The sequence below is a fragment of the Mycobacterium talmoniae genome (genome assembly GCF_001854525.1).
Lineage (GTDB): Bacteria > Actinomycetota > Actinomycetes > Mycobacteriales > Mycobacteriaceae > Mycobacterium > Mycobacterium talmoniae.
Genome location: NZ_MLQM01000082.1, coordinates 1 through 21,403 on the forward strand (window position 1 = coordinate 1; position 21,403 = coordinate 21,403).

The 21,403-nt window shown below is 69.4% G+C and carries 20 protein-coding genes and 1 rRNA gene; 12 read left to right on the forward strand and 9 right to left on the reverse strand.

Annotated features, from left to right (window positions below):
• The 5 genes from rrf to BKN37_RS15375 all read left to right on the forward strand — a co-directional run.
• Positions 1–101: ribosomal RNA gene (rrf, locus tag BKN37_RS15360) — 5S ribosomal RNA — on the forward strand; the annotation flags it as partial.
• 115 nt (positions 102–216) lie between these two features.
• Positions 217–450 carry a hypothetical protein gene (locus BKN37_RS27835; RefSeq protein WP_131823615.1) on the forward strand — a complete coding sequence of 78 codons (234 nt, stop codon included), beginning with the start codon at positions 217–219 and terminating at the stop codon, positions 448–450.
• Entirely contained in the window at positions 450–728 is a 279-nt protein-coding gene (locus BKN37_RS27840) for a hypothetical protein (protein ID WP_083341819.1), read from the forward strand. Before BKN37_RS27835 ends, BKN37_RS27840 begins: the two co-directional genes overlap by 1 nt.
• A 46-nt stretch (positions 729–774) precedes the next feature.
• The gene (locus BKN37_RS15370) at positions 775–1,113 is read left to right on the forward strand and encodes a DUF4333 domain-containing protein (RefSeq protein ID WP_071027336.1); all 339 of its coding nucleotides are present in this window, start codon (positions 775–777) and stop codon (positions 1,111–1,113) included.
• 215 nt (positions 1,114–1,328) lie between these two features.
• The gene (locus BKN37_RS15375) at positions 1,329–1,715 is read left to right on the forward strand and encodes a hypothetical protein (RefSeq protein WP_071027338.1); all 387 of its coding nucleotides are present in this window, start codon (positions 1,329–1,331) and stop codon (positions 1,713–1,715) included.
• Positions 1,716–1,718: 3 nt separating this feature from the next.
• Here BKN37_RS15375 and BKN37_RS15380 read toward each other — a convergent pair whose 3' ends face one another.
• The 3 genes from BKN37_RS15380 to BKN37_RS15390 all read right to left on the reverse strand — a co-directional run bounded on the left by BKN37_RS15380 (position 1,719) and on the right by BKN37_RS15390 (position 4,523).
• Positions 1,719–2,210, reverse strand: coding sequence for a methylated-DNA--[protein]-cysteine S-methyltransferase (locus BKN37_RS15380; protein ID WP_071027340.1), 492 nt, complete (start codon positions 2,208–2,210; stop codon positions 1,719–1,721).
• Positions 2,207–3,700 carry a DNA-3-methyladenine glycosylase 2 family protein gene (locus BKN37_RS15385; RefSeq protein ID WP_071027343.1) on the reverse strand — a complete coding sequence of 498 codons (1,494 nt, stop codon included), beginning with the start codon at positions 3,698–3,700 and terminating at the stop codon, positions 2,207–2,209. Before BKN37_RS15385 ends, BKN37_RS15380 begins: the two co-directional genes overlap by 4 nt.
• A 67-nt stretch (positions 3,701–3,767) precedes the next feature.
• Positions 3,768–4,523 carry a hypothetical protein gene (locus tag BKN37_RS15390; RefSeq protein WP_071027345.1) on the reverse strand — a complete coding sequence of 252 codons (756 nt, stop codon included), beginning with the start codon at positions 4,521–4,523 and terminating at the stop codon, positions 3,768–3,770.
• A 110-nt stretch (positions 4,524–4,633) separates the two neighbouring features.
• Between BKN37_RS15390 and glsA the strand changes: the two genes are divergently transcribed.
• The gene (glsA, locus tag BKN37_RS15395) at positions 4,634–5,914 is read left to right on the forward strand and encodes a glutaminase A (RefSeq protein ID WP_071027347.1); all 1,281 of its coding nucleotides are present in this window, start codon (positions 4,634–4,636) and stop codon (positions 5,912–5,914) included.
• A gap of 5 nt (positions 5,915–5,919) precedes the next feature.
• Here the strand turns inward: glsA and BKN37_RS15400 are convergent, their stop codons facing one another.
• Positions 5,920–7,527: an adenylate/guanylate cyclase domain-containing protein gene (locus BKN37_RS15400; protein WP_071027349.1), complete on the reverse strand. Its 1,608-nt coding sequence runs from the start codon at positions 7,525–7,527 to the stop codon at positions 5,920–5,922.
• 58 nt (positions 7,528–7,585) lie between these two features.
• Here BKN37_RS15400 and nucS point away from each other — a divergent pair, with 58 nt between their 5' ends.
• The 3 genes from nucS (at position 7,586) to BKN37_RS15415 (ending at position 9,761) form a co-directional block, all read left to right on the forward strand.
• Entirely contained in the window at positions 7,586–8,257 is a 672-nt protein-coding gene (gene nucS / locus BKN37_RS15405) for an endonuclease NucS (RefSeq protein ID WP_071027351.1), read from the forward strand.
• A gap of 90 nt (positions 8,258–8,347) precedes the next feature.
• A complete protein-coding gene (locus BKN37_RS15410; RefSeq protein WP_071027353.1) occupies positions 8,348–9,442 on the forward strand; it encodes an NADH:flavin oxidoreductase in 1,095 nt (364 codons plus the stop codon).
• 22 nt (positions 9,443–9,464) lie between these two features.
• Positions 9,465–9,761: a hypothetical protein gene (locus BKN37_RS15415; protein ID WP_071027355.1), complete on the forward strand. Its 297-nt coding sequence runs from the start codon at positions 9,465–9,467 to the stop codon at positions 9,759–9,761.
• Positions 9,762–9,763: 2 nt separating this feature from the next.
• On the opposite strand, the gene mce is transcribed toward BKN37_RS15415, so the two are convergent.
• Positions 9,764–10,240: a methylmalonyl-CoA epimerase gene (gene mce / locus BKN37_RS15420; protein ID WP_071027356.1), complete on the reverse strand. Its 477-nt coding sequence runs from the start codon at positions 10,238–10,240 to the stop codon at positions 9,764–9,766.
• A gap of 81 nt (positions 10,241–10,321) precedes the next feature.
• Here mce and BKN37_RS15425 point away from each other — a divergent pair, with 81 nt between their 5' ends.
• Both BKN37_RS15425 and BKN37_RS15430 read left to right on the forward strand, forming a co-directional pair.
• The gene (locus BKN37_RS15425) at positions 10,322–11,503 is read left to right on the forward strand and encodes an acetyl-CoA C-acetyltransferase (protein ID WP_071027358.1); all 1,182 of its coding nucleotides are present in this window, start codon (positions 10,322–10,324) and stop codon (positions 11,501–11,503) included.
• A gap of 138 nt (positions 11,504–11,641) precedes the next feature.
• A complete protein-coding gene (locus BKN37_RS15430; protein WP_071027360.1) occupies positions 11,642–12,538 on the forward strand; it encodes a tetratricopeptide repeat protein in 897 nt (298 codons plus the stop codon).
• Positions 12,539–12,613: 75 nt separating this feature from the next.
• On the opposite strand, the gene glgB is transcribed toward BKN37_RS15430, so the two are convergent.
• Together glgB and BKN37_RS15440 are read right to left on the reverse strand one after the other, a co-directional pair.
• Complete coding sequence (gene glgB / locus BKN37_RS15435) at positions 12,614–14,809, reverse strand: 1,4-alpha-glucan branching protein GlgB (RefSeq protein WP_071027362.1); 2,196 nt, start codon at positions 14,807–14,809, stop codon at positions 12,614–12,616.
• Between the two features lie 7 nt (positions 14,810–14,816).
• Complete coding sequence (locus BKN37_RS15440) at positions 14,817–16,871, reverse strand: alpha-1,4-glucan--maltose-1-phosphate maltosyltransferase (protein WP_071027368.1); 2,055 nt, start codon at positions 16,869–16,871, stop codon at positions 14,817–14,819.
• A gap of 139 nt (positions 16,872–17,010) precedes the next feature.
• Here BKN37_RS15440 and glgP point away from each other — a divergent pair, with 139 nt between their 5' ends.
• On the forward strand, positions 17,011–19,587 hold the full coding sequence (gene glgP / locus BKN37_RS15445) for an alpha-glucan family phosphorylase (protein ID WP_071027364.1): 2,577 nt from the start codon (positions 17,011–17,013) through the stop codon (positions 19,585–19,587).
• 91 nt (positions 19,588–19,678) lie between these two features.
• On the opposite strand, the gene BKN37_RS15450 is transcribed toward glgP, so the two are convergent.
• On the reverse strand, positions 19,679–21,121 hold the full coding sequence (locus BKN37_RS15450) for a neutral zinc metallopeptidase (protein ID WP_071027366.1): 1,443 nt from the start codon (positions 21,119–21,121) through the stop codon (positions 19,679–19,681).
• Positions 21,122–21,202: 81 nt separating this feature from the next.
• Positions 21,203–21,403, reverse strand: a 201-nt coding sequence (locus BKN37_RS15455; protein ID WP_278184954.1) for a helicase C-terminal domain-containing protein, incomplete at its 5' end; no start/stop codon positions are given.

The following is a 21,403-nucleotide window of genomic DNA, read 5'->3' on the forward strand; positions in this document are numbered from 1 at the left end:
AGCGACAGGGAAACGCCCGGACCCATCCCGAACCCGGAAGCTAAGCCTGCCAGCGCCGATGATACTACCCACCCGGGTGGAAAAGTAGGACACCGCCGAACACAACCACAAGCCCTGTGCCCCCCAACACGTTTGGGGGGCACAGGCATATCTATTTCCGTCACCACGAATTCGATAGGGCGTCCATCTGCCTGCGTGCTGTGGTTTACTTCCCCAATGCGATTCCGCGACCGCCTGACGGGGACGCGTCGACCTGACCCCGGGGTGCCGGCGGCGCCGCCCGAACACCTGCGGGCCGTGCTGCTTGCCCTGAACCGGCCTGGTCAGCGCTGGACGATCCGCGACGGCGCACCGGAAGGCGTGGACCTGGTCGCCGAATGGCAGATCGTCGACGCCAATTGGCAGGAGAATCTGGCAAAAAGCACCTGCAGCGCACCTTCAAGGTTCTGATGCGCCTCGACACCGAGCGCCACGATGTGCGGGCGATTGACGAAGAACAGTCGGCCAGCTCGGAAGGCGGAGTCTCGGGACTATCGCAATCTGCCGAGGTTTCACGCGGTCAGCTCAACGAGAGATCGTTCGAGTTCACCTTCAATCCGGTCGGTGCGTTGCTGGGCGGCGGCGGCTACAACTACAGCGTCAACACCAACAAGTTGAAGAAACCGCTCAAGAAGGCGGTCACCGACGCGGGTTGGACGTACCTCGCGCTACGGAAGGGCAAGCCATGAGCCACCCGGAAGAGCGTAGCCGTACCAGGAGAGATGTGAGGAAATCATGACAAAACGTCCGAAAGCGACAGTGCCGCTTCTTGTCTCAGGCATAGCTCTATCGACCGCGCTGCTCGGAGCGTGTTCGGTGCACGCCGAGATTACAAAGGAAATGCCGAAAGAAAAACTGGCCAGCATGACCAAAGAAGCACTGGAAAAGCAGGCCGGCCAGAAGGCCCAATCCGTCGTATGCGAAGGCGCCATCCCTGCCAAGGTAGGTGCCACGCAACGGTGTGTGCTCACCGCGATGGACGGCACCAAGATCGGTGTTACCGACACTGTCACCAGCGTCGACGGTTCTGACATCCGACTCGATTTCGTCGCCGATGACAAGGCGATGCCATAACCGGAAACCGCCAAGGTCCGACACGCCCGTTCCGGCGGCGAGCACGCCCCTCGTGACCGGTGCTAAAGCGCCATTCGGGTCCCGTCCGAGATGGCCGTACCCTTATGGCAGAGCAATGGCCGGAAGCGAACGGCGATGGGCGGTCAAAATAGCCAGTTCAACGGTGCTCCCTCGTCTGTAACACGCCGCCTGACACGGCCGATGAAGAAGGCACCATGGCACTGACTTTGCTTTGGCGCAGTTTCGCCACCACCCTCGCCGCGGCCGCCACCGCGGCAATAGCGTTAGCCTTCAGCCCCGTCGCGGCCGCCAACGACCCCGGTTGCTTGCCGCTCAACGGCACGCAACTTAGCGCCAGTAGCCATGAAGACACCAACATCCTCGGCATCACCTACGACACCAACGTCGACTACTGGTATCAGGACGGTGCGGTCAACTGGCATAAAACCGTCGACGGCGGTGAGTTCAACCTCACGCACACCAACACCTCCGGAACCGTGCCCGCCGCACCGGGGAGCACCGTGACCATTCCTGGGCTCGGCTCGGGAACCAACCCGGCTTACGGCGGTAGCCCTATCACCGTGACCGTGTGCACTGACTGACGTTCAGTCGAACAGGGTCGCGCAACTTCGGCTTTTCTCCAGGTCGAGCAGCGCGCGTTTGCGGTCCAGGCCGCCCCCGTAGCCGGTGAGGCTGCCGTTGCTGCCGATCACCCGATGACACGGCACGATGATCGCGATCGGATTGTGCCCGTTGGCCAGCCCGACGGCGCGCGCGGCGCCGTGGGCGCCGATCTGGGCGGCGATCTGCCCGTAGGACGCGGTGTCCCCGTAGGGGATGGTCTGCAGTGCGCACCACACCCGCCGCTGGAACGCGGTGCCGAGGAGCTCCAGTTCGACGTCGAACGAGGTGAGTTCACCGGCGAAGTAGGCGTTGAGCTGGTCGACGGCGTCGCCGAAGGCGTGGTCGTCGCGCACCCAATCGGCCCGGTCGGGTTCGTAGGTTTGGTCGACCATCCGCAGATGCTGCAGTGCCGAGCCGCTGCCGGCCAGGGTGAGCGGTCCGATCGGGCTGTCGATAATGCGGTAGCGGGTCATGCGACCTCCTTCGGTGGCCAATGGTTGACGGCGTGATCGAGCGCGGTCCACAGGTGCTGGGTGGCGTAGGAGCGCCAGGGCCGCCAACGGCCGCTGCGCTCGGTCAATGTCCGCGAATCCGCGGGTAGGGCAAGCTGTTTGGCGGCGATCTGGACGCCGAGGTCGGTGACGGGAAAGGCGTCGGGGTCCCCGAGGCCACGCATGGCGATCACTTCGGCGCTCCACGGTCCGATTCCGGGCAGCGCCAGGAGCTGCGCGCGGGCGCGGTTCCAGTCGCAGCCGGCGTCGAGGACCACCTCGCCGTCGGCGAGGCCGGCGATCAGCGCGCGCAGACTCCGTCGCCGAGCCTGCGGGACCGCCAGGTGGGCGGGATCGATGTCGGCGAGGTCGGCGATCGACGGGAAGGTGTGGGTCAGCGCGCCACCGGCGTCGTGGACCGGCTGGCCGTAGGCCGCGACCAACCGGCCGGCGTGGGTGCGGGCCGCCGCGGTGGACACCTGCTGGCCCAGTACCACCCGAATGGCGAGTTCGACCTCGTCCACCGTGCGCGGGATGCGTTGACCGGGCGCCTTCGCCACGATCGGGCGCAGATCCGGGTCCGACGTCAGCACCTCGAGCACCGCTTCCGGGTCGGCGTCGAGGTCGAGAAGTCGCCGGCAGCGGGCGATCGCGGTGGCCAGGTCGCGAAAGTCGTCGAGGACCAGTTGGCAGCCGACGTGGTCGGGGGCCGGGGTGAGCGCGACGATGCCGGTGCCGTGCGGCAGGCGCAGGGTGCGCCGATACCAGCCGTCGCGCACCTCCTCACACCCGGGGATGGCACCGGCCGCCAGATGACCGAACACCCCTTCGTAGGCGAATGGGGTGCGCACCGGCAGCCGCAACGACAGCGCACCGGGGCTGGGCGGGGCCGGTTGGCGGTGCGCGCGGCTGGCGGCATGACGTCGCAGCTGGGTGGGGGTGCCGCGGCAGACTTCCCGGATCGTGTCATTGAACTGGCGGATGCTGGAAAACCCGGCCGCGAAGGCGACGTCGCTGAACGGCAGCTCGGTGGTTTCGATCAGCACCCGAGCGGTCTGGGTGCGTTGTGCGCGGGCCAGGCCCAGCGGGCCAGCCCCGACTTCGCTATGCAGCAGCCGCTGCAACTGCCGGGTGGTGTAGCCCAACCGGGCGGCCATGCCGACGACGCCCTCGCGATCGACGGTCCCGTCGGCGATCAGCCGCATGGCGCGGGCCACCACGTCCCCGCGCACATTCCACTCCGGCGAACCGGGACTGGCGTCGGGCCGGCACCGCTTGCACGGCCGGAAGCCGTCTCGCTGGGCCGCCGCGGCGGTGGGGTAGAACCGCACGTTGCGCGCCAGCGGCGGCCGCACCGGGCAACTGGGGCGGCAATACACGCCCGTGGTGACGACCGCGGTCACAAACCACCCGTCGAAGCGGGCGTCTTTGGACTGCACCGCGCGGTAGCACCGGTCGAAGTCGTCGTACACACTTGCAAGACTTACACGCCACCGGCGACATCACTAGCGGAAAACCGACATCGTTGTTGGCGGGGGGCTATCGCCACGAATTGGCGTAACCCAGCAGCCGTTCGCCGGCGGGCGTGCGTTCCACCAGCGCGATGTCGCGCCGGCCCGACTGGTTGAGCACCCATCGCATCGCGTCCACATCGAACTTTCGTGCCAGCACCACTGTCCGGCACGGTAGGTCGGTGAGCAGCTGCCCGTCGCGGACCGGCCGCGGCTCCAGCGTGGCATCGGGTCGCGGGCGGACCCCGATTTCGACGGTGCCGGGCTTGCTGCCCGCAGCGAACACCACCTGCGCGACGGCGTCCCACGTAACAGCGGAGCCCGGGAAACCCAGACCCATCGAGCCACCGGTAAAGCGGGTGGTGGTGGCAAGGTGGGACAAGGCTGCCCATCCCAGTACCAGGTAGAAGATGACCACCAACAGCGGCCGCCCCCAGCTGATATCCAACGCGACGGAGAGTGCGCCCAGGCCCCAGAGCACGAGCGCGGCGCAGCCGAGCGTGAGAGCCAGCCGCAGACCGGACAGAAACACGGTGATGCGATAGCGAACCCGGCTCATCACGCTGCGGGCACCCGCGGCGCACACCACCGACAAGCCGCCGCCGAGCAGCAGGGCGATCCACGCCGGTTTGGCGGTGATGTCTGCGATGAGGAATGAAACAGCGATAACGGCGACGAGGCCAGCCATGCCGCTGAGCATGAAGAGCAGCTTGAACGGGACCTCGGTGGACTTCATATTGGCCACGGCCTGTTCGTGCGTGACGGGCTGTAGCGAATACGCCATGGTGGGTCCCCCTCTGTGCGACTGCGAACGTGGCAGCGGATAAAACGATAACCGTCACCGCGATCGGCTGCGGGCACGAATTTGGGTCCGTCACCGCTTAGGATCCGAATGTGGCCGACCTGGTGCAGAGCTACTTGGACCGGATTGTTGCCGAACACGCCGCGACCGCCGAGGGTGCACTGGCCGATTACATTCCGGAGCTGGCCGGCGTCGATCCGCGGGGCTTCGGGTTGTCGCTGTCGTCGGGCGACGGGTACGTCTACGAAACCGGCGACGCCGACATCGAATTCACCATCCAGTCGGTGTCCAAGCCGTTCACCTATGCGCTCGCACTCGATCAGATCGGTGAGGCGGCCGTCGACGCGCGGATCGGGGTGGAGCCCTCCGGTGAGGCCTTCAACGAGATCAGCGTCGATGACGTCACAAAGGTTCCGAAGAACCCGATGATCAACGCCGGGGCGATCGCCGCGGTGTCGCTGATCCCCGGTGCCTCGCCCGACGCGCGGTTCGCGCTGATCCGCGACTTTTACTCCGCCTGCGCGGGACGGCAATTGCCGCTCGACGAGGCGGTGTATCGCTCGGAGAAGGCCACCGGAAGCCGGAACCGGGCGATCGCCTACATGCTGGACAGCTTCGATGTGCTCGACGGTGATCCCGACGAGATCCTCGACGTCTACTACCGGCAGTGTTCGCTGCGGGTCACCAGCACCGACCTGGCCCGGATGGGCGCGACGCTGGCCCGTGCCGGGGTCAATCCGTTCACCGGTCGGCGGGTGACCAACGCCGCGGTGGTGCGGCGCACCCTGTCGGTCATGCTGACCTGCGGCATGTACGACGCGGCGGGCGACTGGGTCAGCGCCGTCGGGATGCCGGCCAAAAGCGGCGTCGGCGGCGGCATCGTCGCGGTGCTGCCCGGACAGCTCGGAATCGGTGTGTACTCACCGCTGTTGGATGCCAAGGGCAACAGTGTGCGCGGTGTGGCGGTGTGCCGCAGCCTGTCCGCGCAACTCGGTCTGCACTTTTTGAGCGTGCCGCTGCAGGCGCGGTCGACGTTGCGCGCCAGCTACGACGTTCGCGACGGGGTGCGGGTCTATGAGATCCACGGCGATCTGCTGTTCGCCGGCGCCGAGCAGGTGCTGCGGATGGCCCGCCAGCAATCCGGTGAGTTCAGCGCCGCCATTCTTGACGTGTCGCGAGTCGACGACATCAACGGCGCCGCCCGCACCATGCTCGCCGGGCTGGGCGCGATGCTGCAGGCCGCGGGAAAGCGCGGTTTCCTGGTCGATCCCGACGGCGCGGTGGTCTCGCCGGGCTCACCGGCGCAGGCGGTGACCTTCACGACCGTCGACGACGCGGTCGCCGCCGCCGAGGCCTGGCTATTCGGCCGCTAGCGTGGCTAGGCGACCGGCACCGCCAACCGGGTCGGCTGGTCGAGGCCGCGCAGCGTCACCGTATCGCCGAAAGCCCAACGCGCCCGCTCGCTTTCGCTGGCCCCCTGCACGGTCGCCGAGGACGCCAGCACCCGGCTGGATTCGGATTTCGCCAGCTCGCACAGCCGGGCCGCCTCGTTCACCGGCTCGCCGATGACGGTGTATTCGAAACGCTGCTTGGCGCCCACGTTGCCGGCCACCGCCTGACCGGCGGCCACCCCGATCCCGGCCTCGCATTCGGGGACCTCATCGTGCAACCTGGCCGAAATCGCCCGGGCCGCCGCCAGCGCGTAGTCCTCGGGGTGTTCGAGGTTGTTGGGCGCACCGAACACCGCCAGCACGGCGTCGCCCTCGAACTTGTTGACCAGGCCGTGATGATTGTCGACCTCGTCGACGACCACCGCGAAGAACCGGTTCAGCAGCGCGACCACCTCCACGGCGGGCCGCCCGGTGACCAACTGCGTCGAGCCGATGATGTCCACGAAAACCACTGCCACATGGCGCTCCTCGCCGCCGAGCTTGGGCCGCTCGCGTTCGGCGGCGGCGGCGACTTCGCGCCCCACATGGCGACCGAACAGATCGCGGACCCGCTCCCGCTCCCGCAAGCCGGCGACCATCGCGTTGAACCCGCTCTGCAGCTCCCCGAGTTCGGTGCCGTCGAACACCACCAGATTGGCCCGCAAGTCGCCTTGTTCCACCCGGTGGAGGGCGGCCCGCACCACCCGGACCGGGGTGGCGATGAGCCAGGACAGGATCCACATCAGCAGGAACCCGAAGATCAACGTGGCGGTGGCCAGCATCAGCACCGCCACCCCGAACTGGGTCAACGTGAGGTTGCGCAGCACCAGGGCGAAGAACGCGGTCACGGCGATGCCCAGCACCGGCACCCCGGAGCTGAGCATCCACACCGTCATGGTGCGGCCCATGATGCCCGGCGCCAACCGTCGCGGCGGACGCCCGGCCGCCAGCGCCTGCGCGGCGACCGGGCGCAACGCGAACTCGGTGAGCAGATAGCAGCCGGTGGCCACCAGAACGCCGCAGATCCCCACCGAGAACGCGATGATGGGGATGAACACGCTGTTGACCAGGCCGTAGAGCAGCGTCAACAGCGCGGTTCCGACACCCCACAGGATGAGCAGCACGACGGCCACCTGCCACGGCGCCAAAAAGGTGTTGCGTTCGTCGGTGTAGGTGGGTCTGCGTTCGGCGATCGCCCAGCGCAGCTTGCTCACCGTGCGCCGGGTGATCCAGTAGGTGCCCAGCACCATCGCCGTCACGATGTAGGCCGGCACCACCGCGAACGTCAGCCACGCCGGCGCGTCGCTGAATACGCTCGGCGACGGAAAAGCCACCCCCACCAACAGCATGGCGACACCGATGCCGAGCAGGTTGGTGGCCACGATGACGACGGTCATCATCAGCTGGATGCGCACTCGGCGGCGGCGCTGGCTCTCCGACACCCGGCCGAGCAGCCAGGATCCGTACTCCGGTGTGCTGGGTAGCCGACCGCTTTGCCGGGTCATTGCCTCGAGCAGCCGGCCCAGGCGTTGCGCCGCGGTCTTCTTGGCCATCATTTGGCGCCAGCCTAGTTTGTCCGCGGTAATTCCGGGGAGCACCCCTAAGGTAGGTCGGGTGCGTCTTGTGATCGCCCAGTGCACCGTCGACTATGTGGGACGCCTGACCGCGCATCTGCCGTCGGCGCGCAGGCTGCTGTTGATCAAGGCCGACGGGTCGGTCAGCGTGCACGCCGACGACCGCGCCTACAAGCCGCTGAACTGGATGAGCCCCCCGTGCCGGCTCACCGAGGAACTCGACGGGGATGTCCCGGTGTGGGTGGTGGAAAACAAGGCCGGTGAACAACTGCGGATCACCGTCGAGGACATCGAACACGACTCCAGCCACGAGCTGGGACTCGACCCCGGGTTGGTCAAAGACGGCGTCGAAGCCCACCTGCAGGAGCTGCTGGCCGAGCACGTCGAGTTGCTCGGCACCGGCTACACCCTGGTGCGTCGGGAATACATGACCCCGATCGGTCCGGTCGACTTGTTGTGCCGCGACGAACTCGGTCGGTCGGTGGCGGTGGAGATCAAACGCCGCGGCGAGATCGACGGGGTCGAACAGCTCACCCGCTACCTGGAGTTGCTCAACCGCGACACCGTGCTGGCGCCGGTCAGCGGAGTGTTCGCCGCGCAACAAATCAAGCCCCAGGCGCGCAACCTGGCCACTGATCGCGGAATCCGTTGCGTGACACTCGATTACGACAGTATGCGCGGCCTGGACAGCGACGAGTTCCGGCTGTTTTGAGGCCGCACCCGACCGTGACGCTCACCACGTGGGCACCAGGTTGCGGACCCCGCCGGAATAGGTCGCCACGGCGGCGCGTTGCAGCCGTCCATGGCAATCGATGACCTCTTTGCGCCGCTGACGGTTCGCTCACTGACCGTGCCGAATCGGTTCGCGATGGCGCCGATGACCCGCCAGGCCTCGCCCGGCGGCGTCCCGGGCGCCGATGTCGCCGAGTACTACCGACGGCGCGCGGCCGGCGGTGTCGGGCTGATCCTCACCGAAGGGGTGCGGCTGCCCAGCCCGGCCGCGGGTTACCCGGCCAGTGTCCCGACGCTGGCCGGCGACGAGGTGCTCGCGGGCTGGACCCGGGTCGTCGACGCCGTGCACGCCGAAGGCGCCACCATCGCCGCACAGCTGTGGCACCAGGGCGTGGCGCGCGACGACGCCGACGGGGTGGTGCCGGTCAGCCCGTCGGGCATCGACGGGCACGGTGAGCCGCGCGGCCGGGCGCTGGAACCCGATGAACTGCACGAGATCTCGGAGCTGTACGCGCGCAGCGCCGCCACCGCCCGGGACGTCGGTTTCGACGCCGTCGAGCTGCACGGCGCCCACGGCTACCTGCTGGACCAATTCCTCTGGGAGCGCACGAATCTGCGCACCGACGGCTACGGCGGATCGCTGGCCGCGCGGACCCGCTTCCCGGCCGAAGTGGTCGCGGCGGTGCGGGCCGCCGTCGGAGGCGACTATCCGATCATTTTCCGCTTCTCGCAGTGGAAGGCCACCGACTACGCGGCATCCCTGGCCGCCGACCCGACCGAGTTGCAGGAACTGCTCGCCCCGCTGGTCGAGGCCGGCGTCGACGTGCTGCACCCCTCCACCCGTCGGCATTATGTGCCCGGGTTCCCCGAGCACGACCCCGCGCTGAGCCTGGCCGGGTGGACCAAGAAGGTCACCGGCACACCGGTCATCGCGGTCGGGTCGGTCGGGCTGGAAACGCAGTTCCGCGGCGAAAAGCCGGGCGAGGTGATCAAGCCCGCGCCCGTCGACCGCCTCGTTGAGCAGTTCGACGCCGGCGAGTTCGACGTGGTGGCCATCGGGCGCGCGCTGCTGGCCGACCCGGGCTGGGTGAATCGTTTGCGGGACGGCGAACTGGACGGGTTCAGCGGATACGACGCCGAGGTGGCGCTGTCCGCGCTGGCCTGACGCGGGCCACTAGGCTGGACGCATGGCCCGTCGCCGCAGCCCGTCGCGTCGGCAGCAGCCGTTGCGGCCGTTACCGGCTCCGCACCGGGTGGAAACCGGGCCCGACGGGTACTCCTACGAGGTGCGCGCCATCGCCGGGTCCCGGGCGGTCAAAACCTACCGCTGCCCGGGCTGTGATCACGAAATCCGTTCGGGCACCGCGCATGTGGTGGTGTGGCGGGTGGATTCCGGTGAGGCCGGGGTAGAGGACCGGAGGCATTGGCACACCCCGTGCTGGGCCAACCGCGCAACCCGCGGCCCGACCCGAAAGTGGTCTTAGCTCTAGTGGTGTGACTCGGCGGCCGGCTCGACCAGCTCGATCAGCACCCCGCCGGCGTCCTTGGGGTGGATGAAGTTGATCCGCGAGTTTGCCGTACCGCGCTTCGGGGCGTCGTAGAGCAGCCGCACGCCCTCGTCGCGCAACCGCTCGGACAGGGTGTCGATGTCGCTGACCCGGTAGGCCAGCTGCTGCAGGCCCGGGCCGCGCTTGTCCAAGAACTTCGCGATCGTCGAGGCGTCGTCGATCGGGGCCATCAGCTGGATCTGGGCGCTGCCGACCGGGGCGCCGCGCACCGCCAGCATGGCCTCGACGATGCCTTGCTCCTCGTTGACCTCTTCGTGCAGCACGATCATGCCGAGCCGGTCGTGGTACCACTTCTTGGCGGCGGCCAGGTCGGGCACCGCGATACCGACGTGGTCGATCGCCGTTACCAGGGCGGTGGCCAGGGCGGGACGGGCGTCAGCTTGATCGGTGGTCATAACGCAACGGTAACCTGATGGGAAAGATTGCGCTGCACCGATCGGCAAGATCGGCCGTCCCCACCCGCTCTGGAGGTACTCATGACCACGTCGGTAATCGTTGCTGGGGCACGGACCCCGATCGGCAAGCTGATGGGGTCGTTGAAGGACTTCTCCGGCAGCGACCTGGGGGCCGTCGCGATCGCCGGTGCGCTGGAGAAGGCCAGCGTGCCGCCGGCGCTGGTGGAATACGTGATCATGGGCCAGGTGCTGACCGCCGGCGCCGGTCAGATGCCGGCGCGGCAGGCGGCGGTGGCCGCGGGGATCGGCTGGGACGTGCCGACGCTGACCATCAACAAGATGTGCCTGTCCGGGATCGACTCCATCGCCCTGGCTGACCAGCTGATTCGGGCCGGCGAGTTCGACGTGGTGGTGGCCGGCGGCCAGGAGTCCATGACCAAGGCGCCGCACCTGCTGATGGACAGCCGCGCCGGCTACAAGTACGGCGACGTCACGGTGCTGGACCACCTGGCCTACGACGGCCTGCACGATGTGTTCACCGATCAGCCGATGGGGGCGCTGACCGAGCAGCGCAACGACGCCGATCAGTTCACCCGCGCCGAACAGGACGAGTACGCGGCGGTGTCGCACCAAAAAGCCGCCGCGGCGTGGAAGGACGGCGTGTACGCCGACGAGGTGGTGCCGGTGAAGATCCCGCAGCGCAAGGGGGATCCGCTGGAGTTCACCGAAGACGAGGGCATCCGCGCCAACACCACCGCCGAGTCGCTGTCCGGGCTGAAGCCGGCGTTCCGTAAGGACGGCACCATCACGGCGGGGTCGTCGTCGCAGATCTCCGACGGTGCGGCCGCGGTGGTGGTGATGAACAAGGCCAAGGCCCAAGAGCTCGGGCTGAGCTGGCTGGTCGAGATCGGTGCGCACGGCGTGGTGGCCGGGCCGGATTCGACGTTGCAGTCCCAGCCGGCCAACGCCATCAAGAAGGCCGTCGCCCGCGAAGGCATCGCGCTCGACCAGCTCGACGTGGTGGAGATCAACGAGGCGTTCGCCGCGGTGGCGCTGGCCTCGACCCGCGAGTTGGGGATCAACCCCGACATCGTCAACGTGCACGGCGGGGCGATCGCCGTCGGCCACCCGATCGGCATGTCCGGGGCGCGGATCACCCTGCACGCCGCCCTGGAGCTCAAGCGCCGGGGCTCGGGCTACGCGGTGGCGGCGCTGTGCGGCGCCGGCGGCCAGGGCGACGCGTTGATCCTGCGGGCCGGCTAGGCCGGGTTTGCTGGCGGTGCCGGCCGGCGGGGGCGCGCCGGGGGCTGTGATCTTGCTCATAACCGCCGGTCGGCGGCGGGTGACGTCACCGGCTGAGCGGCTGAGGCGCCGGTCGGGTGTTGTGACAGACTTGACGGCGTGACCCGACCGCGACCCCCGATTGCACCGGCCATGGCCGGCGCGGTAGACCTGTCCGGACTCAAGCAACGCGCCCAGCAGACCGCGGCGGGCGGCGGTGCGACCACCGGGCAGTTCGGCACTGAAGTCACCGAGGCCAACTTCGAAGACGAGGTGCTGGTCCGGTCCAACCAGGTGCCGGTCGTGGTGCTGTTGTGGTCACCGCGCAGCGAGGCGTGCGTGCAGCTGGGCGAGACCCTGGCCGACCTCGCCGCCGCCGACAACGGCAAGTGGGCGCTGGCCGCGGTCAACGTGGACACCAGCCCCCGGGTGGCGCAGATCTTCGGGGTGCAGGCGGTGCCCACCGTCGTCGCCCTGGGCGCCGGGCAACCGCTGACCAGCTTTCAGGGCGTGCAGCCCGCCGACCAGTTGCGGCGCTGGCTGGACTCGTTGCTGTCGGCGACCGCGGGCAAGCTCAGCGGTGGCGGCGACGCCGACGACGAACAGGTCGACCCGGCGCTGGAGCGGGCCCGCCAGCTGCTGGAGGCCGGCGACTTCCCCGCCGCCGGCACCGCCTACCAGGCGATCCTGGACGCCGACCCCGAGCACGTCGAAGCCAAGGCGGCGGTGCGCCAGATCGCGTTCCTGCAGCGCGCCACCGCGCAGCGCCCGGACGCGGTCGCGGTCGCCGACGCGGCCCCGGGCGATATCGAGGCCGCCTTCGCCGCCGCCGACGTGCAGATCCTCAACCAGGATGTCGCCGCCGCGTTCGACCGGCTGATCGCGTTGGTGCGGCGCACCGCGGGGGAGGAGCGCACCGCGGTGCGCACCCGGCTGATCGAGCTGTTCGAAATCTTCGATCCCGCCGACCCCGACGTCATCGCCGGCCGGCGCAACCTCGCCAACGCCCTGTACTGACTTTTGGCGTTGACTCTGCGCCCACCAGGCATAAGTGCGAGTGGACCGCCTGGTCAGCGCAGAGTCAACGCGGGTTTACTCCGGTTCGAGCCACAGCGCGGACAGCGGCGGCAACACCAGCACCGCCGAGGCCGGCCGGCCGTGCCAGGGCCGTTCGACCGCGTCCACCCCGCCGAGGTTGCCGATCCCGGACCCGTGATAGTCGGTCGCATCGGTGTTGAGCACCTCGCGCCACCGCCCGGCGACCGGCAGCCCCAGCTGGTAGTCGGCGTGCTCGGTGCCGGCGAAGTTGAACACGCAGGCCAGCACCGACCCGTCGCTGCCGTACCGCAGGAAGCTCAACACGTTGTTGGCCGAGTCGTTGGCGTCGATCCACGAGTAGCCGTCGGGTTGGCTGTCTTGGCTCCACAGCGCGGGCCGGGCGCGGTAGGCGGCGTTGATGTCGTCGACCAGGCGCAGGATGCCGGTCGAGAAGCCGTTCTCGTCGAGCTGGAACCAGTCCACCCCGCGCTCCTCGGACCATTCGGCGCGCTGGCCGAACTCCTGGCCCATGAACAGGAGCTGCTTACCCGGATGCGCCCACTGATAGGCCAGCAGGCTGCGTAACCCGGCGGCCTTGACGTGGTCGTTGCCCGGCATCCGCTCCCACAGCGTGCCCTTGCCGTGCACCACTTCGTCGTGGCTGATCGGCAGCACGTAGTTCTCGCTGAACGCGTACAGCATCGAGAACGTCACCTCGTGGTGGTGATAGGAGCGGTGCACCGGGTCGTGGCTGAGATAGTCCAGCGTGTCATGCATCCAGCCCATGTTCCACTTCATCGAAAAGCCCAGGCCGCCAAGGCTGGTCGGCCTGGTCACCCCGGGCCAGGAGGTCGACTCCTCGGCGATCGTCACGATGCCGGGCGCCACCCGATGGGCGGTGGCGTTCATTTCCTGCAGGAACTGCACCGCCTCCAAATTCTCCCGGCCGCCGTAGATGTTCGGCGTCCAGCCGCCCGCGGGACGCGAATAGTCCAGGTACAGCATCGACGCCACCGCGTCCACCCGCAGCCCGTCGATGTGGAACTCGGTCAGCCAGTACAACGCGTTGGCCACCAGGAAGTTGCGCACCTCCGGCCGGCCGAAGTCGAAGACGTAAGTGCCCCAGTCGAGTTGCTCCCCGCGTTTGGGGTCCCAGTGTTCGTAGAGCGGGGTCCCGTCGAAACGCCCCAGCGCCCAGGCGTCTTTGGGGAAATGGGCCGGCACCCAGTCCATGATCACCCCGATCCCGGCCCGGTGCAGCGCGTCGACCAGCCCGCGGAACTCGTCGGGGCTGCCGAACCGGGACGTCGGCGCGTAATACGAGGTGACCTGATACCCCCACGACCCGCCGAACGGGTGCTCGGCGACGGGCAGCATCTCGACGTGGGTGAAGCCGTGCGCCACCACGTAATCCACCAGTTCGCGGGCCAACTCGGTGTAGCTGAGCCCCGGTCGCCACGAACCCAGGTGCACTTCGTAGGTGCTCATCGCCTCGTGCACCGGGTTGTGCTGCGCGCGCTGCGCCATCCAGTCGCCGTCGCGCCAGGTGTAGCTGCTGACGTTCACCCGCGACGCGGTCTGCGGCGGCACCTCGGTGGCGAACGCGAACGGGTCGGCCCGGTCGGTGACGACGCCGTCGGCGCCGTGCACCCGGAACTTGTACAGCCCGTCGGGCGGGAAGCCCGGCCAGAACAGCTCCCACACCCCCGAAGAGCCCAGCACCCGCAGCGGCGCGTCGTTGCCGTTCCACCCGTTGAAGTCGCCGATCAGGCCGACCCCTTTGGCGTTGGGGGCCCACACCGCGAACGACACCCCGCTCACCACACCGTCGGCGGTGGTGAACGAGCGGGGATGCGCGCCCAGCACCTCCCACAGCCGTTCGTGGCGGCCCTCGGCGAACAGGTGCAGGTCGACCTCGCCCAAGGTGGGCAGGAACCGGTAGCCGTCGGCGACGGTGTGCACAGCGTCGTCCCCGTAGCGCACCTGCAGCCGGTAGTCGATCAGGTCGACGAACGGCAGTGCCACCGCGAACAGCCCCGACTCCAGGTGCTGCAGCTCGTAGCGGTCGCCGCCCACCAGCGCCGTCACCGTCACCGCGTGCGGGCGCAACGCGCGGATCACGGTGTGATCGCCGTATTCGTGGGCGCCCAGGATGGCGTGCGGGTCGTGCTGCACCCCGGCCAGCAACCGGGCCAGCTCGCCGCGGTCGGGTGCCAGGTGCGGACTGTCCAGCTGTTCGGTTCGTTTCATCTGCCCGTCACCCCCGGCGCAACAGTGTGGTTCGGGATTCCTCCGGTATCAGCGGCATGTTGATGATGTGGGCCACCGCGCGGGCCGGGTCGATGCGCACGTAATTGGCCTGGCCCCAGTGGTAGTCCTCGCCGGTGATTTCGTCGCGCACCCAAAACTGTTCGTAGGGTTCGCGTCCCAGCGCGGCCATGTCCAGCCACAACGTCGCCTCCTCGGCGGCAAAAGCGTTGAGCGTCACCACCACCAACACGCAGTCACCGGTGCTCGGGTCGAACTTGCTGTAGGCCAGCAACGCGTCGTTGTCCAGGTGATGGAAGGCGATGGTGCGCAACTCCCGCAGCGCGGGGTGGGTGCGGCGGATCGCGTTGAGCGCGGTGATGAACGGCTCCAGCGACCGCCCCTCGGCCAGCGCGGCCGCATAGTCGCGGGGCCGCAACTCGTATTTCTCCGAGTCCAGGTACTCCTCGCTGCCGTCGCGCACCGCGCGGTGCTCGAAAAGCTCGTAGCCGGAATACATCCCCCAGGCCGGGCTCAGGGTCGCCGCCAGCACCGCGCGGATGGCGAACATGCCCGGGCCGCCGTGCTGCAGGCTGGCGTGCAGGATGTCGGGGGTGTTGACGAACAGGTTCGGCCGGCGGAAATCGGCGAATTCGGCGATCTCCCGGCCGAATTCGGTGAGCTCGGCCTTCGAGGTGCGCCAGGTGAAGTAGGTGTAGGACTGGGTGAAGCCGAGCTTGGCCAACCCGTATTGGCGCGCCGGCGGGGTGAACGCCTCGGACAAGAACACCACGTCGGGGTCGGCGGCCTTGACCTGACCGATCAGCCAGGCCCAGAAGTCGGGCGGCTTGGTGTGCGGATTGTCGACCCGGAACACCTTCACCCCGTGCTCGACCCAGTGCCGCACCACCGCCAGCACCGCGTCGTACAGGCCGGCGGGATCGGTGTCGAAGTTCAGCGGGTAGATGTCCTGGTATTTCTTCGGCGGGTTCTCGGCGTAGGCGATGGTGCCGTCGGGCAACTCGGTGAACCAGTGCCGGTGGGCGCGGGCCCACGGGTGATCCGGGGCGCACTGCAGCGCCAGGTCCAGCGCCACCTCCAGGCCCAACTCGCGCGCGGCGGCCACAAACTCATCGAAGTCCTCGAGGGTGCCCAGCTGCGGGTGGATGGCGTCGTGCCCGCCCTCGTCGCTGCCGATCGCCCACGGTGAGCCGACGTCGCCGGGTTCGGCGGTCACCGCGTTGTTGCGGCCCTTGCGGTGGACCTTGCCGATCGGGTGGATCGGCGGCAGGTACACCACGTCGAACCCCATCTCGGCGATCCGGGGCAGCGCCGCGGCGGCGGTGGCGAAGGTGCCGTGCACCGGGGTGCCGTCGGCGTCCCAGCCGCCGGTGGAGCGGGGGAACATCTCATACCAGGCGCCGAACCGGGCCAGCGGGCGATCCACCCAGACCGTGAACTGGTGGCCCTGGGTGACCAGGTCGCGCAGCGGATGCTCGGCCAGCACGTCGGTGACCTCGGCGGACAGCGCGAGCGCGGCCCGGCTCAGCGGATCACCGGGGGCGCGCAGCGCCGCCGCGGCCGCCGCCAGCGGTTGGCGTCGGCGGCGCGGGGCCGCCGCGGCGGCCCGGTCCAACAGCCGCGCCCCCATCAGCAGGTCGTTGGACAACTCGGCTTCGCCCTGGCCGGCGTCGAGTTTGGCGGTCACGGCGTGCCGCCAGGTGTCGATCGGGTCGCCCCAGCCGTCGACCCGGAACCCCCACAACCCGACCCGGTCGGGGGTGAACTGGCCGTGGAACACGTAGGGCTCCACGCCCATCGTCATCGGCGCCGAGATGGGCTGCACCTGCGGCGCCGCGTTCGGGGCCGGGATCCGGTGCCGGGTGCCCGGCTGCGGATAGTGCGGCCCCAGATACTGCGCGACCAGGGTCGCCGCCACCGTCTCGTGGCCGTCGCTCCACACCGTGGCGCGCACCGGGACCACCTCACCGACCACCGCCTTGGCCGGATACCCGCCGCACGATACGACGGGCTGGACGTCATCGATCTCGACCCGGCCAGGCACCCAATCCACTCCGTCCTACTGGTTGTCGAACATCCCTGCGCGTCTCATACCCACCGTAATGGGCGGGCTATACCTGCGCCGGGCGCAGCGCTCGCTTCGCGACCTGCGCGCAACCGAATCGTCAGTAAGCTAAGGACGCGTGAAAGCCCTCCGCCGGTTCACCGTCCGCGCCCACCTGCCCGAGCGCCTGGCCGCGCTGGAGCAACTGTCGATCAACCTGCGGTGGTCCTGGGAGCAGCCCACCCAGGAGCTGTTTGCCGCCATCGACCCGGAGCTGTGGGTGCGCTGCGGCCAGGATCCGGTGGCGCTGCTGGGCGCGGTGAGCCCGGCCCGGCTCGACGAGCTGACCACCGATGAGGGCTTTGTGGCGCGGCTCGACGCGCTGGCCGCCGACCTCGACGACTACCTGAGCCGGCCGCTGTGGTACCAGCAGCAGCAACACAACGGCACCGCGATGCCGACGTCGATCGCCTACTTCTCGATGGAGTTCGGGGTCGCCGAGGTGCTGCCGAACTACTCCGGCGGGCTGGGGATCCTGGCCGGGGACCACCTGAAGTCCGCCTCGGACCTGGGGGTACCGCTGATCGCGGTCGGCCTGTACTACCGCTCCGGCTACTTTCGCCAGTCGCTGACCGCCGACGGCTGGCAGCACGAAACCTATCCGCCGCTGGACCCGCAGGGCCTGCCGCTGCGGCTGCTCACCGACAGCGGCGGCGCGCCGGTGCTGATCGAGCTGGCCCTGCCCGACGCACTGCTGCGGGCCCGGATCTGGGTGGCGCAGGTCGGCCGGGTGCCGCTGCTGTTGCTGGACTCCGACATCCCGGAAAACGAGCACGAGCTGCGCGGGGTCACCGACCGGCTGTACGGCGGCGACCAGGAACACCGGATCAAACAGGAGATCCTGGCCGGGATCGGCGGGGTGCGGGCGATCCGGGCGTTCACCGCGCTCGAAGGGCTGCCCGACCCCGAGGTGTTCCACATGAACGAGGGCCACGCGGGATTCCTCGGCGCCGAACGCATCCGGGAGCTGATGACCGGCGCCGGGCTGGATTTCGACACCGCGCTGACCGTGGTGCGCGCCTCGACGGTGTTCACCACCCACACCCCGGTGCCGGCCGGCATCGACCGGTTCCCGGTGGAGCTGGTGCGCCGCTACCTCGGTGGCGACGGCGCGGCCGGGCTGCTGCCCGGGGTGTCCACCGACGCGATCGTGGCGCTGGGCGCCGAACCCGACCCGGACACCTTCAACATGGCCCACCTGGGGTTGCGGTTGGCGCAGCGGGCCAACGGGGTGTCGCTGCTGCACGGCCGGGTCAGTCGGGCGATGTTCAACGACCTGTGGTCCGGGTTCGACCGCACCGAGGTGCCGATCGGGTCGATCACCAACGGGGTGCACGCGCCGACCTGGGCGGCGCCGCAGTGGCTGCAGCTGGGCCGCGAGTTGGCCGGCTCCGATTCGCTGTCCGAGCCCAGTGTGTGGCAGCGGCTGCAGCAGGTCGATCCGGGGCATCTGTGGTGGATCCGGTCGCAGCTGCGCGCGCTGCTGATCGACGACGTCCGGGCCCGGCTGCGCCGGTCCTGGCGGGAACGCGGCGCCTCGGAGGCCGAACTCGGCTGGATCGCCACGGCTTTCGACCCTGAGGTGCTGACCGTCGGGTTCGCCCGCCGGGTGCCCACTTACAAGCGGCTGACGCTGATGCTGCGCGATCCGGACCGGCTGCAGCAGCTGCTGCTTGACGAGGAGCGCCCGATCCAGCTGATCGTCGCCGGCAAGTCGCATCCCGCCGACGACGCCGGCAAGGCGCTGATCCAGCAGGTGGTGCGGTTCGCCGACCGGCCCGAGGTGCGGCACCGGGTGGCGTTTCTGCCCGACTACGACATGTCGATGGCCCGGCGGCTGTACTGGGGCTGCGACGTGTGGTTGAACAACCCGCTGCGCCCGCTGGAGGCGTGCGGCACCTCCGGGATGAAAAGCGCGCTCAACGGCGGGTTGAACCTGTCGATCCGCGACGGCTGGTGGGACGAGTGGTACGACGGCGAAAACGGGTGGGAGATCCCGACCGCCGCCGGGGTGGCCGACGAGGGCCGCCGCGACGACCTGGAGGCCAGCGCGCTGTATGACCTGCTGGCGACCTCGGTGGCGCCGAAGTTCTACGAACGCGACGAGCACGGGGTGCCACGGCGGTGGATCGAGATGGTGCGCCACACCCTGCAGACGCTGGGGCCCAAGGTGATGGCGTCGCGGATGGTGCGCGACTACGTGGAGACGTACTACACCCCGGCCGCGCAGTCGGTGCGCGCGGTCATCGGCGCGGACGGCGCCGCGTTCGAGGCCGCCCGCGAGCTGGCCGACTACCGTCGGCGCGCCCAGCAGGCGTGGCCGAAGATCTCGATCACCGACGTCGACGGCACCGGCCTGCCGGATACCCCGCTGCTGGGGTCGAAGCTGACGTTGACCGCGACCGTGCAGCTGGCCGGGCTGCGACCCGACGAGGTCACCGTGCAGGCGGTGCTGGGCCGCGTCGACGCCGGTGACGTGCTGCAGGACCCGGTGACCGTCGCGATGACGCACAGCGGCGCCGCCGGCGGCGCCGACATCTTCGTGACCACCACGCCGCTGCCGGTGGCCGGGTCGGTGGGCTACACGGTGCGGGTGCTGCCCAACCACCCGATGTTGGCCGCCGCCAACGAACTGGGCCTGGTCACCCTGGCCTGACCGGGTCGCCATTCGCCGCGAGCAGACGCAGATTCGCACTGCCGCGGCGGCTTTTGTGCGAATCTGCGTCTGCTCGGCAAGGGAAAGCCGGTCAGCTGAACCGGGCGATGCAGCGGTCGACGTCGCCGAGCACCCCGGTGCGGAAGGCGTCGATGCGGGAGAACCCGGCCGGCACGGTCTCGCCGTTGATGTCGCTGGCCGCCAGGCCGTTGGTCAACAGCCCCGACACCGCCTCGTCGAGGTCGCCGGCGGTCAACGCCACGCTGTGCCCGGTGCCGGTGCTGACGCCGTTGGACAGCGCGGTGGTGCCCACCCCGGTCAAACACGCCGTGCGCAGCGCGGCTTCGGCGTTGTCGAGCACCAAACCACCGCGGTCGGCCTGCACCGCCAGCATGTAGCGCGACACCAGCACCGAATAGGCGGTGTTGTCGCCGGACAGCATCGACGCGGCGTCACCCTCCCGCGGGACACCCATCTTGATCAGCTGGGGCAGGTCCACCGCGATGGTGTTGCTGGCCGGGCAGTACGACGCCGGCGGGCTGGGCCGGGCGTCGCCGCAGGCCTCGGCCGCCTCGGCGTCGAAACTCAGCTGCGGCGGGTCGGGCAGCGGAAACACGGTGGCCATCGCGTCGACGATGGTGCGCGCGGAGTCCTCGCTGACCGGCCACTCCCCGGTCTGGTCGCGCTGCAGCGCCACCGGCAGCGCCCCGCGCCGGGCGTCGATCTCCTTGACGTCGATGCCCGCGCACGACGCGGCGCCCTCGGTGAAGCCGAACTGGAACGCCGAGATCCGTTCGAACGCCGAACCGTGCTCGTTGCCGCCGCCGTCGATTTCCTCCTCGTGCAGCACCGGGTCGCGCAGCACCAGCATCGCGGCCAGCACCGCGTTCAGCCCGTCCCCGGTGCTCAGCGTGAAGCGCGGCGAGTCGCCTTGGGCCACCCAGCGCAGGTACACCCCGGCGAAGCAGTCGGCCTGCTGTTCGGCCACCAGGATCGGGGTGCGCTTTTTGGTCAGCTTGGCCGCCTTGCTGATCGCGTGGCCGTATTCGTGGGCCAACACCATCGGGATGGCCATATCGCCGTAGGCGTTGCGCAGCGCGGGCAGCAGCACGCCGCGGTCCCAGCCGATGGTGTTGTCGAGTTTGCAGTAGGCGGCGTTGACCAGCTTGAAGGTGCCGGTGTCGCAGAACCGGCCGCCGACGTCCAGCGCGCTCCACGACACCAGCCGGTCCACCGGCCTAAACCGGCCCTGGAAGGTGTCGGCGAAGGTGTCCCCCCAGAATTCCTCGAGGTCGCTGACCGACTGCGCGGCCAGGGTGTCGACGCGCCCGCCGTCGGTGTGCTCCACGTCGCGGGTCGGTTCGGCGGCGTCGGGCCGCAGCCCGGTCGGCCCGTCGACGGCCTCCAGGCCGCCGACCCGGAACGGGTCGGCGAACACCGACACCGGGTGGCCATCGATCGCCCGGGCGCAGGAACTCAGCGTCAGCAGCGTGGCCGCCGCGGCCAGGACACGCCCCAGGTGTCGTCGACGCATCGGTGGTTACCTCTCGGGGCGCTGGCTGCCGGATCGTTTCAGGATAGTGCGACGCCCGCCCTGGGGGCGGCGGCATTCACCTCACGCCGAGGCCAGCCGGCCCAGCGCCGCGCGCACCCGGGCGCCGTCGGTGGTGTGCCAAAACGGGGGCAGCGAGGCGCGCAGATACCCGGCGTAGCGCGCGGTCGCCATCCGGGAGTCCAGCACCGCGACCACGCCGCGGTCGTCGACGCGGCGCAGCAGCCGGCCGGCGCCCTGGGCCAGCAGCAGCGCGGCGTGGCT

Bases quoted from the DNA above. Each gene is read 5' to 3' on its own strand.
- BKN37_RS27835 (WP_131823615.1), top strand. From the start codon at position 217: ATGCGATTCCGCGACCGCCTGACGGGGACGCGTCGACCTGACCCCGGG.
- BKN37_RS27840 (WP_083341819.1), top strand. From the start codon at position 450: ATGCGCCTCGACACCGAGCGCCACGATGTGCGGGCGATTGACGAAGAA.
- BKN37_RS15370 (WP_071027336.1), top strand. From the start codon at position 775: ATGACAAAACGTCCGAAAGCGACAGTGCCGCTTCTTGTCTCAGGCATA.
- BKN37_RS15375 (WP_071027338.1), top strand. From the start codon at position 1,329: ATGGCACTGACTTTGCTTTGGCGCAGTTTCGCCACCACCCTCGCCGCG.
- BKN37_RS15380 (WP_071027340.1), bottom strand. From the start codon at position 2,210: ATGACCCGCTACCGCATTATCGACAGCCCGATCGGACCGCTCACCCTG.
- BKN37_RS15390 (WP_071027345.1), bottom strand. From the start codon at position 4,523: ATGGCGTATTCGCTACAGCCCGTCACGCACGAACAGGCCGTGGCCAAT.
- BKN37_RS15400 (WP_071027349.1), bottom strand. From the start codon at position 7,527: ATGATGGCCAAGAAGACCGCGGCGCAACGCCTGGGCCGGCTGCTCGAG.
- BKN37_RS15410 (WP_071027353.1), top strand. From the start codon at position 8,348: ATGGCAATCGATGACCTCTTTGCGCCGCTGACGGTTCGCTCACTGACC.
- BKN37_RS15415 (WP_071027355.1), top strand. From the start codon at position 9,465: ATGGCCCGTCGCCGCAGCCCGTCGCGTCGGCAGCAGCCGTTGCGGCCG.
- mce (WP_071027356.1), bottom strand. From the start codon at position 10,240: ATGACCACCGATCAAGCTGACGCCCGTCCCGCCCTGGCCACCGCCCTG.
- BKN37_RS15425 (WP_071027358.1), top strand. From the start codon at position 10,322: ATGACCACGTCGGTAATCGTTGCTGGGGCACGGACCCCGATCGGCAAG.
- glgB (WP_071027362.1), bottom strand. From the start codon at position 14,809: ATGAAACGAACCGAACAGCTGGACAGTCCGCACCTGGCACCCGACCGC.
- BKN37_RS15450 (WP_071027366.1), bottom strand. From the start codon at position 21,121: ATGCGTCGACGACACCTGGGGCGTGTCCTGGCCGCGGCGGCCACGCTG.